The following is a 15,190-nucleotide window of genomic DNA, read 5'->3' as shown; positions in this document are numbered from 1 at the left end:
ATGATTCAAAAGTTGGGGGTTGAAGCAGGTGACAGCATCTCGTTTGCCTTTTTCATTATCAAAAGAACACAATTTTTACGAAGAACTGGGCAACTGGATTGGTGATGTGTTTTATGACATTTTGCCAGAAAAGGGCTTTGATCTTCGAGATGAACAAATATTTATGGCTTTTCAACTAGAAAGAGCCTTTAAAGAAAAAAGTGTGATGTTTGCCGAAGCTGGGGTAGGCACAGGCAAAACCATCGTCTATCTATTATTTGCCGTCACATATGCAAGGTATACAGGGAAGCCTGCGATTATTGCATGTGCAGACGAAACGTTAATTGAACAGCTTGTTAAACAAGAAGGTGATATCTATAAAATTGCCAATCACCTTGATATTCAAATAGATGCGAGATTAAGTAAATCGCATGATCAATATTTATGCTTAAAAAAGCTGGAGAAAACGATGCAGCGTGAAGATGATGAAAAGTGGCTCGATATTTATGAATCACTGCCTTCATTTGTCCATGAATCACATGGCATGCAAACCTTTTATCCGTATGGCGATCGAAAAGAGTATCCAGAGTTATCAAATGATGAATGGTCACGAATTGGCTATGACTCGTTTCAGGACTGCCTGACGTGCGATATGCGTCATCGCTGCGGTCTGAATTTATCAAGAGATCATTACCGGAAAGCGACAGATCTCATCATCTGTTCACATGATTTTTACATGGAGCATGTGTGGACGAAGGAATCCCGGAAACGTGAGGGTCAGCTTCCGCTGCTTCCTGAGCATAGCTCCGTCGTATTTGATGAGGGACATCTTCTCGAGTTTGCCGCACAAAAAGCGTTAACGTACCGAGTGAAGCAATCAACGCTCGAAACATTTTTGGAACGTCTTTTGCAAAACGACATACGCGAAGAATTTGCAGAGCTTGTTGAAGATGCACTTGCAACAAACGATGAGTTCTTTTATCTCTTAAAAACGCATGCCAAAGAAGTCAAAGGCTCGCACCGGCTTGAAATTGGGCGTGTCGATGAGGTGAAGCGTTCTGCAAGTGAATTGTGTGACTTGCTTGAAAAAATCGGAGAAGCGCTCGTGTTTGAATCTGAGATGTATACGATCGATCAATACGAATTATCTGTTGTGGAAGAATACATTGAACAAATGGCGTATTCTTTATCGCTTTATCAAAAAAATGCCATTAGCTGGCTGGAAAAACAGGAATTAGATACAACATTTGTTGTGATGCCGAAGACGGTCGCAGAGGTACTTGGCGAAAAAGTATTCTCGCAAAAAAGACCATATATTTTCTCTTCCGCTACATTGTCTGAGAATCAATCCTTTGATTATTTAGCTGAAAGTCTTGGGATTAAAGATTACTTATCAATGAGTGTCGCTTCGCCGTATGATTACGATGAACAAATGAAGATTTATTTCCATGGAATTCAGCAGCTCGCTGAGCAAGAGGCAAAAGCACAGCAAGTGATCACTCAGCTGAAAGAAAATGGAGGACGATCTCTGATTCTCTTCCCTTCATTTGATGAACTTCATTTCTTTAGAAAACAACTTGAAGCAGCAAATGAATCACTGCCGTTTGACGTATATTTTGAGGGAGACGAGGAAATCAGCACGATTGTTCAAAAGTTCCAAGCTGATGAAACATCCGTGTTATGCTCAGTTCATCTGTGGGAAGGGCTTGATATTCCAGGTGAATCATTAACGAATGTGATCATCTGGGGACTTCCTTATCCGCCGCATGATCCAGTATTTGAAGCGAAACGGAATGAAGCAAAGGATGCACATGCTGAAGTTGACCTTCCGTATATGCTGCTTCGCTTACGCCAAGGGATCGGAAGACTGATCCGGACAAGCCAAGACGCAGGAAGCATTCATATTTACTTTGATCGTCAGGAAGATACTAAGCTTCAAAGTAAAATTGAATCTGTCCTGCCAGTGAAGCCCATCATCACATCTTAAATAGGTGAAAGCTTGCAAATGAGGAGGATACTACGGTGTATCCTCCTTTTTCATTGACAAAAGAACATTCATTGAAGTAGCCTTGAAACGTACATACATATTTTATTGATTGGGGGAACAAACGCATGAGTCTTGAAGCAACTGAGAAAGCGTTTTATCAATTACTAGGGAAAATCGCCCATTATACAGAGGCGCTCCATTTACTTTATTGGGACTCTAGAACACAAGCACCTAAAAAAAGTGCGGATTTTAGAGCTGAAACGATCGGTCAATTATCAAGTGATATTTTTAATATGAAGACTTCTGATGAAATGAGAGATCTTCTTCTCGCATTAAACAAACATCGAGATGAGCTGTCAAAAGATACACAGAAGGCGCTCGAATTATCACAAAAAGAGTATGATGAAAACAGTAAAATTCCGAAAGAAGAATTTAAAGAATACTCGATTTTGCAATCAAAAGCGGAGCATGTATGGGTAGAAGCAAGGGAGAAATCAGACTTTTCACTCTTTGCACCATACTTAAAACAGCTTATTGACTTTAACAAGCGTTTCATCCAATATTGGGGCGTGAAAAAAACGCCTTATGATGTGCTGCTCAATAACTATGAGCCAGATATGACGGTTGAACAGCTTGATCAAAAATTTGGTGCACTTCGTGACGCTATTGTTCCTCTTGTGAAAAAAATCGAAGACTCACCTAATAAGCCGGATACTTCATTTTTATCGAAAAGCTTCCCAATCGATAAACAAAAGGAATTGAGTCTCTTTTTCTTAAAAGAATTAGGATATGATTTTGACGCAGGCCGCCTTGATACAACAGTCCATCCATTTGCTGTAACGTTAAGCAGAGGTGACGTACGTGTGACGACTCGTTATGATGAGCATGATTTTCGAATGGCGATCTTTGGCACGATTCATGAATGTGGTCATGCGATTTATGAGCAAAACATTGATGAAGCACTGAGCGGAACACTTTTATGTGATGGGACTTCGATGGGTATCCATGAATCACAGTCTCTTTTCTTTGAGAACTTTATCGGCAGACACGAAGATTTCTGGAAAACGTATTATCAAAAGCTGCAAGAAGCTTCACCTGAGCAATTTAAAGATGTTTCTTTAGAAGACTTTGTGCATGCAGTGAATGAATCGAAGCCGACTTACATTCGAATTGAAGCCGATGAACTGACATATCCGCTTCACATTATCATCCGCTATGAAATTGAGAAAGCGATTTTCAATGAAGAAGTAGCAGTTGAAGATCTGCCTGCACTTTGGAATGAAAAATATCAAGCGTATCTTGGTATTACGCCTCCTAATGATGCACTCGGTATCTTGCAGGATGTTCACTGGTCTGATGGAAGCTTTGGCTATTTCCCTTCATATGCCCTTGGTTATATGTATGCAGCGCAATTAAAGCAGCAAATGATCAAAGATTTACCAAATTTTGATGAGCTCATTCAAAATGGGTCTTTTGCACCGATAAAAGAATGGCTGACGGAACATGTTCATCAGCATGGAAAACGGAAAAAGCCATCTGAAATCATTCAAGATGCAACAGGCGAAGAATTAAATGTGCAATATTTAATCGACTACTTAACAGATAAATATACGAAACTGTATTTATCATAAAAGAAGGGCACCCTTTCATGAGAGGGGTGCTTTTTTGATGCTTGAATATTCTAAAAACGAACATTTTGTTCTGATCTATTATTTAAGTTCGGTATTTTTCTAGAAAAGTGCTTTCCAAGCGTCTGAAATCTTGTTATAATTTGAACACTATAACACTCATATAATCGCGTGATGATGGCACGCAAGTTTCTACCGGACACCGATACGGTCCGACTATGAGTGAGCAAAATGAAACAGCTCTTGTTTGAGCTGAAGATCCGTTGATCGTTTTCGCATTGCTTGCTCCTCATGGACAGCAATGCTTTTTTTATGCAAAAAATCGAATGTTTGCCAAAATGCTAGGGGGAAGAATGATGGAATTGTTACGTCAAAAAATTGAGAACGAAGGAATCGTTCTGTCAAATCAAGTATTAAAGGTAGATGCTTTTTTAAATCATCAAATTGATCCTGTGTTAATGCATGAGATCGGGCAAGAGTTTGCTAGATTATTTAAGCATGATGGCATTACAAAAATCATCACAATCGAATCTTCAGGCATCGCACCTGCTGTGATGGCTGGGCTTGCTCTTCAAGTCCCTGTTGTGTTTGCAAGAAAACGTCAATCACTCACATTAACGGATAACCTATTAACAGCCAGTGTGTACTCTTTTACGAAAAAAGTAGAAAGCACGATTGCTGTCTCAAATACGCATCTTAGTGAAAATGATTGTGTGTTAATCATCGATGACTTTTTAGCAAATGGTGAAGCTGCGAAAGGACTTGCTGCGATTGCAAAGCAGGCGAAGGCGAAAGTAGCCGGATTTGGCATTGTCATTGAAAAATCATTCCAGCCTGGAAGAAATGCGCTTGTGCAAATGGGCTACCGCGTTGAGTCCCTCGCACGTATTGAATCACTTGAGGAAGGGAAAGTCACGTTTGTACGGGAGGTACAATCATGAGTGCCGCTAAAAAAGTCAAAACGCTCTCACTGGGTATTCAGCATGTGCTGGCGATGTATGCCGGTGCTGTTCTTGTGCCGCTCATTGTTGGAGATGCGCTCGGGCTCACGCCTGCACAGCTGACTTACTTAATCTCGGCGGATATTTTCATGTGCGGGGCTGCCACATTGCTTCAAGTATGGAAAAACCGCTTCTTTGGGATCGGTCTGCCTGTTGTATTAGGCTGTACATTTACTGCTGTTTCGCCTATGATTGCGATTGGCTCTAAGTATGGAGTTTCGTCTATCTATGGAAGTATTATCGCTTCAGGTTGTATTATCATTCTTCTTTCATTTTTCTTTGGAAAGCTTGTGAAATTTTTCCCGCCTGTTGTCACAGGTTCTGTCGTCACCATTATTGGTATCACCCTCATTCCTGTAGCGATGAACAATATGGCAGGAGGAGAAGGAAGTGCAGACTATGGTTCTTTTGAAAATCTAGGACTCGCTTTCCTTGTACTGTTTATCATTGTACTGCTCTATCGATTCACGAAAGGATTTATGAAGGCGATCGCCATTTTAATCGGTATTCTTCTTGGGACAGCTGTTGCTGCGTTTATGGGGAAAGTGGAAACAGCTGAGGTGGCAAACGCTCAGGTTTTCCGTATGATTGAGCCATTTTATTTTGGGATGCCGACCTTTGAATTTGCACCAATCATGACCATGACGTTAGTTGCGATTGTGTCATTAGTTGAATCAACAGGCGTTTATTTCGCATTAGGTGATTTAACAAACCGGTCATTAAAAGAGAAGGATTTGGCTAAAGGCTATCGGGCAGAGGGGATTGCTGTGTTATTAGGCGGAATCTTTAATGCTTTTCCGTATACAGCCTACTCGCAAAATGTTGGATTGATCCAGTTAACAGGCGTTAAGAAAAACCAAGTCATTGTCGTCACAGGAGCATTGCTCATGTTATTTGGTCTTTTTCCTAAAATCGCTGCCTTTACGACGATTATTCCAAAATCAGTTCTTGGCGGTGCAATGGTTGCCATGTTTGGCATGGTCATTGCATACGGTATTAAAATGCTCTCGCGCGTGGACTTTGCAAAGCAGGAGAACTTGCTGATCGTCGCTTGCTCCGTGGGAATCGGCTTAGGAGTTACTGTCGTACCGCAAATGTTTGAGCATCTGCCAGAATCGATTAAATTATTAACAAGTAACGGCATTGTGGCCGGAAGCTTTACCGCTATTTTGCTTCATATTATTTATCACTTGATTCCTTTTAAAAAAGAAGCCGGGCATGACCTGGTAGAAGAACCTAAGCAATCTGTTATGTAAACCCCTCTCTTGGAGAGGGGTTCAGATGATGGACAAAGAGCTAAAATAACCTTTTATTTTAACTCTTTGTCTTCTTTTTAGCTTGATAAAAAACCTTTGAAGTCCTAGGATCCTAGGAAGGAGCGTGTGAGGGTTTGTCTACAAGCTGAAAGCCCGCATCTTTTGGATACGGGCTTTTTGTGATTAGCACTATTAATGTTGTACCGGCGGCATTGTTTCGTTAATGACTGCAAATGTATAGCCCCTTGCTTTTAGCTGTATAATCAGGCTATCTAAATAGTTTGTGGTAGAGGGTTGATCATGCATTAAAATAACCTTTGGTTCCCATGGTTTATTTTTCTCAAACATTTGCAATTGATTCAATACCTCTGGAACATATTGTGAGTTTTTATATCTCCAGTCAAGGCTATCAATCGTCCAGTCCCAGTAAATAAAGCCATTTTGGTTTAAACGTACTTTTTGATGATATGTTAAATTTGGAACACTGCCAAAGGGGGTTCTTACAATACGGCTGTAGACGCCAGTAACAGAGGCAAGAATACGCTGAGCTTCTCTCATTTCATTTGCGGGAGACTCGCTGTTCTGATAAAAGAGGTTTATATCATGCGTCATGCCATGAAGACCTAATTGATGTCCTTCTTGATAAAGTCTTTTCACAGCTGATTGGTGTGCTTGGATTTGCGGTCCAAGCATGAAGAACGTCGCCTTCACGTGATGTGCTTTTAATACATTTAACAGCTGATTTGATGTAGCAGAAGGACCATCATCAAATGTTAAAAAGACCGTTTTATTCGTTGCCTGTTGGTTTGGATTGGTCTTAAAATGTGTATCCAATGTTCTTGTAGACTGATCTTTTGCTTTCAGACTGATGCTTGTGTCACGGAAGTCACTGCTGGCAACATTTTTTGCTTGCCCATTTGTCGCCTGCAAATGGGGTTTAGACATATCCCAGATAAAAAAGAGAAACAGTGTAAGAAGCACTAAACCAATTACCTTTGAGAGAAGTATCGTGTTGTAGGGTGTCTTTTTTTTGGAAACCTTTTTCATTACAATCACTCCAGTCAATTAAATTTTGAGCTGAACCATGTTGTAGATCCTTTCTTTTTTCACTGTTTTTCTGGTACTCATATTGATTATGTATATAGTGGAAAAAATCCTTTTTATATGGTTGTTACTTTGTGTTGATCAGCAAAAAAAGTGATCCATTCATGTTTAAATAAAATCATTCTGAATAATGATCGAAACGTTAATATTTATACGCTAAGATAGCAGCAGATTTGACCATTAATTCGAAGCGAAAGGGAGATTCCTTATGAAAGTGTTGTATAATGACGATTTCATTGAAAAAAGGGTGCTCATGTGGAAAGTGGAGACAGAGGCGATTAATCTCAAAAAACATAGAGAAAAGCTCGTACCACTACAAAATAAAGAAGAAACAAAAGAAATCAAAGTCAGTACAACTGAATCAGAGCTAAGTTTTTATGGATCAAGAGATAAAACCTGTCAAGCCTTACATTCGTCCGAGAATAGCAGCAGATTATTTTAAAAAGAATGAATGCGTGTATGGACGCATATTGTGCCCATATCGGCAAATTCTCGCTTACCGTACAACGACTAGAGAAGGATTTAAACAATATGTGTCCGGTTCAGAGGTTTAAACTTGTTCTTTTCTAGATAACTGTACACAAAGTCAAAATCATACATGGAAAACACTATGTCCAGCGTAAACCCTTTATAATTAAAGTGAAAACCCCACTTTTATTTAAAGTAAAGGGGGGGTCTACGTTCTGAACACTTCTCTTTTAGAAGTGTTTTTTGCATAAAAAAAGCAGGTTCGCTTGGCTTAGAACGAACCTGTGAAGGAGGAAAACTACATCATGTTTTCACCTATATTATCCAATATTTATCAATTGTCGTCAAGACAAAAAGTTAGCCGGAGGAAAATATTTTGACTGAATTGTGACGTTTTGGCATGTATATCCTTTTTTCGATAGGGGATATTAAGCGGAAAAAGAGGTGAAGCCGATGGCGTACATTCTTTCTGTTGGAACGAGTCTGCCAAAACATCATGTGGATCAGAAAAAGGCGGCTGATTTTGCTAGATCCCAATTTAAACGATCGTTTAAAGATATCGACCGGCTGCTGAGAGCTTTTCAAAACGGAGAAATCGAGAGCAGACAATTTGTGCAGCCAATTGAATGGTATCAGACGCACCACTCTTTTGAGGAGAAAAACAATCTCTATTTGGAAAAAGCATTGGCTCATGCAAAAGAAGCGGTCATACACTGTCTTCATGAGAAGGCGTTCCTGAAAAAACCGATTCCGTTTGAAGAGATCGATGCATTGTTTTTTATTTCAAGCACCGGACTTTCGACACCAAGTCTTGATGCAAAACTGATGAACGTTCTTCCTTTTTCGCCTTATACGAAACGAGTGCCGATCTGGGGATTAGGGTGCGGAGGCGGAGCGGCAGGGTTGTCCCGGGCTTACGAATACATAAGGGCATTTCCAGAAGCAAAGGTGCTGGTTGTCGCCTGTGAACTGTGCAGTTTAACTTTCCAGCCGCAAGATCAATCAAAAAGCAATTTAATCGGGACATCTTTGTTCGGAGACGGGACAGCCGCGGTACTCTTAACTGGAGAAAAAGGTGTATCAGAATATACCCATCTCAAAACAGTCCCTAAAGTGATTGGTACACAATCCGTCACAATGAAAGAGTCTGAGGATGTGATGGGCTGGGAATTTACAAGTGACGGCTTTCGGGTTATTTTCTCCCGTGACATTCCTTCCATTATTTCCGGCTGGTTAAAAGAGCAGGTCGATCAATTTTTAGAGCAGCAAGGGTATTCGGCAGAAGATCTATCAGTTTTTCTTGCTCATCCTGGAGGAAAAAAAGTGATTGACGCCTATATTGAAAGTCTATCCTTACAAGAGGATCAACTTTTTTCATCAAAAGAAGTACTTAAACAACACGGAAATATGTCCTCTGCCACAGTTTTGTATGTGATCAAACATTATCTTGAACATCAATCTGCTGAAGCGGGAGATATGGGTCTTTGCGGAGCGCTTGGTCCGGGCTTTTCCTCAGAGCTGCTTCTCATGAAATGGGAGGAGGTCTTATCATGATCATTTGGCTCGTCATTGGTTTCTTCGTTTGTCAGCGGCTTATTGAAATGCTTGTGGCTAAAAGAAATGAAAAGAAAGTAAAAGCGATCGGTGCCATTGAATTTGGTGCAAGTCATTATCCTTATATGGTCGCTATGCATGCGGGCTTTTTTCTCTCACTTATGGTTGAGGTATGGGGGTTAAACAGGCCGCCGTCGCGCTATTTTCTTGTGCTTCTCGTTTTCCTGCTGGCCACACAGGTGATTCGATACTGGGCATTATGTTCTCTTGGGACGTATTGGAATACAAAGATTTTAGTTGTACCAAATGCGATGATGGTGAAAAAAGGACCTTATCGCTGGTTAAAGCATCCTAACTATGTAGTGGTGGCGATTGAGCTTATGCTGATCCCGCTTTTGTTTAATGCTTATTTTACCGCCATTTTGTTCACATGTTTAAATGCATGGATGATGGCTGTGAGAATTCAAACAGAAGAGAAAGCGCTCAATCAGTATTTGTTAAATTAATATTGAAAATCATTATCAATTGTGATACACTTTCATTAATGATAAGCATTCTCAATCACGAAGGATGGACGGTGATCACATGACAATGGTTTTCTTACTCGGTACGGTCTGTGTATACAGCCTATTAATTGGCTTTGTATTAAAAGGTGTTTCTAAAAAATCTGCTTCCTGATCGCAGTCAATTGCGACTGATCGGGCAGCAGATTTTTTTTATTTCCTCAGATCAGAAGAAAAATCTCTTCATTTTGTGTAAAATGGTATCACATACATAACTGACTTTTCTAAAAACAAAGGGGTTTATCGTCATGGAAGACTTGTCTATTCGAGATTCGCTCGTTCAAACTACAGGTGCTTTATATCAAAGCCTTCTCAAAAGGGATGATCATAAACGCGCAGCCAAACTTGCATCGATTATCAAAAAGGAAGCAGAAGAAGAAGTGTATATCGCATTTACCGGTCACTATTCAGCTGGAAAGTCATCACTTGTGAATCATCTGCTTCATGATCACATCCTGCCAACGAGTCCAATTCCAACAAGTGCAAACTTGGTCGTCGTGAGGAAAGGGGAGAGTGAAGTAAAGCTTCACACTTCAGATGGTCGTTTTGCAAAAATGAGCGGTTCTTATGATAAAGAAGCAGTTCAGCGTTTTTGTAAGGATGGAGAACAGATTGAAATGGTGGAAATTAGCGGGGACTATAGAGGACTGGAAGAAAAGGTGGCAGTGATTGATACACCCGGAATTGATTCAACGGATCATGCTCACTTTTTATCTGCTGCGTCTATTCTTCATCAAGCAGATGCTCTTTTTTATGTCGTTCATTACAACCATGTTCATTCGGAGGAAAACATTCGTTTCATTCGCTCCATTAAAGAGAAAGTGCCAAATCTTTATTTCATCGTAAATCAAGTCGATCGACATGATGAGCATGAGACAGCGTTTGAAGACTACAAAAATCAAGTAGTTGATATGCTTCAAAAAGAAGGCATTGAAGAAGAACACCTATACTTTACATCTGTAACCGATGAGGCGCATCCAAGAAACGAAATGATTCGTTTAATCGAGAAACTGCAAGAATTACAAACATTGCCGAAAGCATCGCTTCGCGCCTATACCGAGCAGAAAATAGAGCACGTTTTAAAAGAACATATTGACTCATTAAAAGAAGAGCTGAAGGAAGAGGATCTTGATTTACAGCTTCAAGAAAAAAGAAAAGAAGTGAAGGAACTTGAAGCGAAAAGTAGCTTCATTGAAAATGGAGCAAAACAGTTAGAAGATGAAGTGTCTTCTGAAGTCGAGAACATTTTAAAAAATGCAAATCTAACCCCATTTAAAATGAGGGAGCTAGCAAGTGATTATATTGAATCGAAAGCACCTGGCTTTAAGGTAGGACTGCTGTTCGCGAAAAATAAAACCGAGCAGGAAAAAGAAAAGCGGGCGAACGAGTTCTTAGCAGATGTCAAAGCAAGAATGAAAGCAGAAGTAGACTGGCATATTGCTGAGCTGCTCAAAAAAGAAGTCAAGAAGCATCAGCTTGGTGAAGAATTATTAAATCAAGTGATGGCGTTTGAAACGCCTGTAGAAGAATCACTGCTTGAAAACGTGATCCATCACGGTGCGACATTTTCAAATGAATACGTTTTGCAATATGCAAAAGATGCTGGTGAAGCACTGAAAAGACAGACGAAACAGAAAGCAATACCATTGATTGAACAAATGACCGAGATGCTGAAAACCCAGCTCCTGAATGAAAAGGGAAAGCAGCAAGATAAATGGTTCCAGGCAGCACAGGAGCTCCAAGCGCTGGAGCAATGCATGGAAAAAAATGATCAAATCAGAAAAGATATTGAGCATGTATGGGATATATGGCAAAACGGAACAAATGAGCAGATCGAAGAAGATTGGTTTTATGTGAAAAAACACCGGATGCAGCATGACGAGCTAAATCAGAATCATGCATCAACTCATACGGAAGAAAGCGAAAATGAAAATCAGCAGCAGATAAAGCTTGATCAAATGCGACAATCACAGCATATCCCGACAGCGCAGTCGATTGACCAGTTTGAGCAGCTTTCTCAAATTTTAATGCCATTAAACGCGCTTCAATCTCAAAGAAAGTCCTTTGAAAAACGAACAAAGCGGCTGCAAGCGAAGGAATTTACACTCGCCTTATTCGGTGCTTTTAGTTCGGGGAAATCTTCGTTTGCCAATGCCCTTGTTGGGAGAAAGGTGCTGCCATCATCTCCTACACCAACGACGGCCACGATCAATAAGCTGACCCGGCCGACAGAAGACCATCCGCATGAAAGTGTGAAAGTGGTGTTTAAAACCGAACAGGAGATATTAGAAGAGCTCGATCAAATTCTCGGTTATTCTATAACAGAAGAAAAGGGAGATACGTTTCAAGCGAAACTCGAGCGATCGCTGAAAAAAAGAGAGCTTGAACAGGATCACCGCATCATTGTTGACCATTTTTTAAACGCTCATGAAAAGTTCCGTGATTCGATTCAAAAACAAACGCCGCTCAATGTCACCCTTCAAGAATTAAAGCCATATGTGGCAGAAGAGGCTGTTTCTTGTGTGGTGAAGGAAGTGACGGTCTATTTAAGTACACCTTTAACAGATAAAGGACTGACGATTGTTGATACACCAGGCGCCAGCAGTATGAATAAACGTCACACAGAGATTGCCTTTCAATATATGAAGGATGCTGATGCCCTTCTTTATTTAACTTACTACCAGCATTCTTTCTCAAAAGCAGACCGGTCATTTTTACGTAAACTCGGGCTTGTAAAAGATTCATTTAGCATGGATAAAATGTTTTTTATTATCAATGCAGCTGACCTCGCAAAGGATCAAACAGAGCTTGAAACCGTCTTTGACTATGTGAAAAATGAGCTCACAAAAGAAGGCATCCGGCATCCAAACCTTCATCACGTATCCAGCAAGGAAGAGATCGAAGGAAAGGGACAGTCGCCTTATAACCAGTATGCACAGCTTAGAACACAGCTCGACTATTTTATTGAGGAAGAATTAACAAAAGATGCGATTGAGCTTCTGTATTTTGAAGCTAGTACATTATGTAGAACAGTTGACAAGCTGCATGCGACGCTGCATCAGTCGGAAGATGAAAAGCAAGCGGAAAAGAAAAAGATAAACACATCCTATGAAGCGATCGTTGATCAAATGAGCCATATTAAACGATCTAAGCTAGTGAAAGAAAGTGTGAAAAAGGACTTGCACGAACAGCTTTACCACATTGTTCAGCGCTTGTCACTTTATGCAAATGATCTGTTAAAGACAGCCTTTTATCCTGGAATATCTCAAGGGGACTTCAGACAGGAGTTGAAAAAAGCGCTGGAACAAGCGTTAAAGGATTATGAATTTGAATTTGTACAGGAGATAAAAGCGCTTGATATTCGAATGGAATCGTTTATCACTCAATATTTCAAAGAGGAGTGGGAGAAAGGGTTACAGGCTGCGTGTGCAGAAGATCCTTACTTTTCTCTCCGGCTGTCGCCGCCAGATGAGAAAAATGCCGAGCTGAAACAAATTGAAGTGGAAGCGGACCTGACGCCGTTTGAGCCGCTCTTAAAGAAGCAAAAATCAGCGAAAGCTTTCTTTGAACAGAACGGGAAGGCAGCGTTTATTGAAGCGATTCGAGATGTCCTTTTCCAATTAACGACGAAATGGGCAGATAAAGAAAAAGAAGAATTACAGAGCAGATACGATATGATGGTGAAGACCTTTACTGAAAGATATGAAACAGAAGCGCTTAAGCAGCTGAGTGAACAAAAACAAACATTTATCATGAGCTTAACGACAGATGCGAAAGAGCAGGCGATGATAGAACAAGTATACAAGCAAACAAATGAATGGAAGAACCAGTTGAAAACCATTTGATTCATGATAGACTATATAAAAAAGAAAGCAGTTGATAAAAAATGACGAGCGTACACGAAGAAATTTCCGCACATTCACAAAAACAGAATGCTCATATCAAGTCTTTTCTTGCGCTTGAGCAGAAAAGAGAGCAGGCAATAGAGACTGCTGTTTTGAAGTGTGAGCAAAACGAACCATTTACAACTGACGAGATCAATGAAATTACGTCGAAGATGAATGAGCTTGCACGAGGCGGAATTGTTCCGCTGCGTAAGCATGTCACGATTGATATGGTCAGGGAGTATGTCGAACGAAAACAGAAGTAAAGAGTAACTTTCTCTTTTTTGGTCATCTTAACAAGTGAACCGAGAAAGGGGAATGATGATGGAAAAAAAGCAGCATGCAAAAAAGCAGGATGAGCGTCACCCTAAACAAAAAGAGATGCCGTCCTACGCAGAAGCAGAATCGAAAAAAATGCAATACGGTCAAAAGTAATCCCCCGGGTGCCACTTCTTTTCCAAAAGAAGAAGGCGCCTTTTTTATGTCGAATTCGATGTTCTATGATAGAATAGGAGTATTGTTTTGAAAAAGGGAGTTTATAAGAATGAATAAACACGTACTGCTTGTTGATGGCATGGCGCTTCTGTTCAGGTCGTTTTATGCAACGGCTGTCCATCGCAATTTTATGATAAATGATCACGGTGTCCCGACAAATGGAGTGAATGGCTATTTGAAGCATTTATTAACCGCTGTTCAGACATTTGAGCCAACTCATATTGTTTGCTGCTGGGATATGGGAAGCCAAACATACCGAAATGAATTGTTTCAAGATTATAAAGCAAATCGAGGAGAGGCACCTGTCGAGCTCATTCCGCAATTCGATTTAGCAAAAGAAGCGACAGAGGAACTAGGAATTGTAAACATTGGTATAAAGGGCTTTGAGGCAGATGATTGTATCGGCACGCTGGCGGCACTCTATCAGAATGAAGCACGTGTGACTGTCCTAACTGGGGACAGAGATTTGCTGCAGATATTGAATGAACAAGTGACGGTTGCTCTAATGCAAAAAGGAATCGGGAACTATAAACATTATACAAAAGCCTTATTTGAAGAGGAAATGGGTATCTCTCCAAAGGCGCTGATCGATATGAAAGCACTTATGGGGGATTCAAGTGACAATTATCCAGGCGTCAAAGGAATCGGAGAAAAAACAGCATTAAAATTTATTCAAACATATCAAACCATTGACGGATTATTAGAAAATGTTCATGAACTAACGGCTGCACAGCAAAAGAAAATGCAAGCAGGATTAGAAGATTTGAAGCTCTCCCGTCTATTGGCAGAGATCAAATGTGATGTCCCGCTGAGCTGTCCAATTGATGAGACGAAGGTGAACATCAATCAAGAACGGGCTGCTGCCATGCTGCGATACCATCAAATCAAAGGGATTGAACCGATGGTGAATCGATTAAGTAAAATAGAGATCAGCTAAGCCGATCTCTCAGCGTATAGACAAACCCTCGCATTCGCCCGCAGGTCTGCGCTCCGGTGCTCACGAATATCAAATTCGCTCCGCTCCGGTACTCGCCCTTCCTAGGGCTGCAAAGGTTTTTTATCACGCTGAAAAGAAGACAAAGGGCTAAAATAAAAATCATTTTAGCCCTTTGTTAGAGATCAGCTAAGCTGATCTCTAAGATCATCTTTTTGTATTGCTTTTCTTCGCTCTATTTTCGAGCTGAGATAGTGGCTGCTTATCTTTTGTTTGCGCATCACCTTGAGGGGTTGTCCCATTTGTGACACGACCTTTATTTTCTTTATCCAATCAG

General features: G+C 40.5%; 12 protein-coding genes, 1 pseudogene and 1 riboswitch. Of the genes and pseudogenes, 11 read left to right on the top strand and 2 right to left on the bottom strand.

Going from position 1 to position 15,190, the window contains the following annotated elements; translation table 11 throughout:
• Positions 1-28: 28 nt before the first annotated feature.
• The 4 genes from H7F25_RS08795 (at position 29) to pbuX (ending at position 5,851) form a co-directional block, all read left to right on the top strand.
• Positions 29-1,966, top strand: a complete 1,938-nt coding sequence (locus H7F25_RS08795; RefSeq protein WP_185854499.1) for an ATP-dependent DNA helicase — start codon at positions 29-31, stop codon at positions 1,964-1,966.
• 125 nt (positions 1,967-2,091) lie between these two features.
• The gene (locus H7F25_RS08790; RefSeq protein ID WP_185854498.1) at positions 2,092-3,597 is read left to right on the top strand and encodes a carboxypeptidase M32; all 1,506 of its coding nucleotides are present in this window, start codon (positions 2,092-2,094) and stop codon (positions 3,595-3,597) included.
• Positions 3,598-3,733: 136 nt separating this feature from the next.
• A riboswitch (purine riboswitch) is annotated at positions 3,734-3,833 on the top strand.
• Positions 3,834-3,950: 117 nt separating this feature from the next.
• Positions 3,951-4,535 (top strand): xanthine phosphoribosyltransferase, encoded by a 585-nt coding sequence (xpt, locus tag H7F25_RS08785; protein WP_024422759.1) that lies wholly within the window; start codon positions 3,951-3,953, stop codon positions 4,533-4,535.
• Positions 4,532-5,851 carry a xanthine permease PbuX gene (gene pbuX, locus H7F25_RS08780; protein WP_185854497.1) on the top strand — a complete coding sequence of 440 codons (1,320 nt, stop codon included), beginning with the start codon at positions 4,532-4,534 and terminating at the stop codon, positions 5,849-5,851. Before xpt ends, pbuX begins: the two co-directional genes overlap by 4 nt.
• 192 nt (positions 5,852-6,043) lie before the next feature.
• Here pbuX and H7F25_RS08775 read toward each other — a convergent pair whose 3' ends face one another.
• Positions 6,044-6,898 carry a polysaccharide deacetylase family protein gene (locus H7F25_RS08775; RefSeq protein WP_185854496.1) on the bottom strand — a complete coding sequence of 285 codons (855 nt, stop codon included), beginning with the start codon at positions 6,896-6,898 and terminating at the stop codon, positions 6,044-6,046.
• Positions 6,899-7,163: 265 nt separating this feature from the next.
• Between H7F25_RS08775 and H7F25_RS08770 the strand changes: the two are divergent.
• The 7 genes and pseudogenes from H7F25_RS08770 to H7F25_RS08740 form a co-directional block, all read left to right on the top strand.
• Positions 7,164-7,506 (top strand): annotated as a pseudogene (locus H7F25_RS08770) (hypothetical protein); the annotation flags it as partial.
• Between the two features lie 370 nt (positions 7,507-7,876).
• The gene (locus H7F25_RS08765) at positions 7,877-8,977 is read left to right on the top strand and encodes a type III polyketide synthase (protein ID WP_103132015.1); all 1,101 of its coding nucleotides are present in this window, start codon (positions 7,877-7,879) and stop codon (positions 8,975-8,977) included.
• A complete protein-coding gene (locus tag H7F25_RS08760) occupies positions 8,974-9,483 on the top strand; it encodes an isoprenylcysteine carboxyl methyltransferase family protein (protein ID WP_034623498.1) in 510 nt (169 codons plus the stop codon). The genes H7F25_RS08765 and H7F25_RS08760 overlap by 4 nt, the downstream gene beginning before the upstream one ends.
• Positions 9,484-9,547: 64 nt before the next feature.
• Positions 9,548-9,655, top strand: coding sequence for a Fur-regulated basic protein FbpC (gene fbpC / locus H7F25_RS19515; RefSeq protein WP_306299200.1), 108 nt, complete (start codon positions 9,548-9,550; stop codon positions 9,653-9,655).
• A gap of 133 nt (positions 9,656-9,788) precedes the next feature.
• Positions 9,789-13,385, top strand: a complete 3,597-nt coding sequence (locus H7F25_RS08750; protein WP_185854494.1) for a dynamin GTPase — start codon at positions 9,789-9,791, stop codon at positions 13,383-13,385.
• 41 nt (positions 13,386-13,426) lie between these two features.
• Positions 13,427-13,690 carry a YpbS family protein gene (locus H7F25_RS08745; protein WP_024422753.1) on the top strand — a complete coding sequence of 88 codons (264 nt, stop codon included), beginning with the start codon at positions 13,427-13,429 and terminating at the stop codon, positions 13,688-13,690.
• A 278-nt stretch (positions 13,691-13,968) separates the two neighbouring features.
• Entirely contained in the window at positions 13,969-14,856 is an 888-nt protein-coding gene (locus H7F25_RS08740) for a 5'-3' exonuclease (RefSeq protein WP_151039990.1), read from the top strand.
• Positions 14,857-15,060: 204 nt separating this feature from the next.
• Here H7F25_RS08740 and H7F25_RS08735 read toward each other — a convergent pair whose 3' ends face one another.
• A complete protein-coding gene (locus tag H7F25_RS08735; RefSeq protein ID WP_003215584.1) occupies positions 15,061-15,186 on the bottom strand; it encodes a hypothetical protein in 126 nt (41 codons plus the stop codon).
• Positions 15,187-15,190 lie beyond the last annotated feature (4 nt).

This window comes from Bacillus sp. PAMC28571, from assembly GCF_014250435.1.
Taxonomy (GTDB): Bacteria; Bacillota; Bacilli; order Bacillales; family Bacillaceae; genus Bacillus; species Bacillus safensis.
The sequence above is the reverse complement of the archived record's forward strand: the minus strand, read 5'-3'. Positions and strand labels throughout refer to the sequence as shown.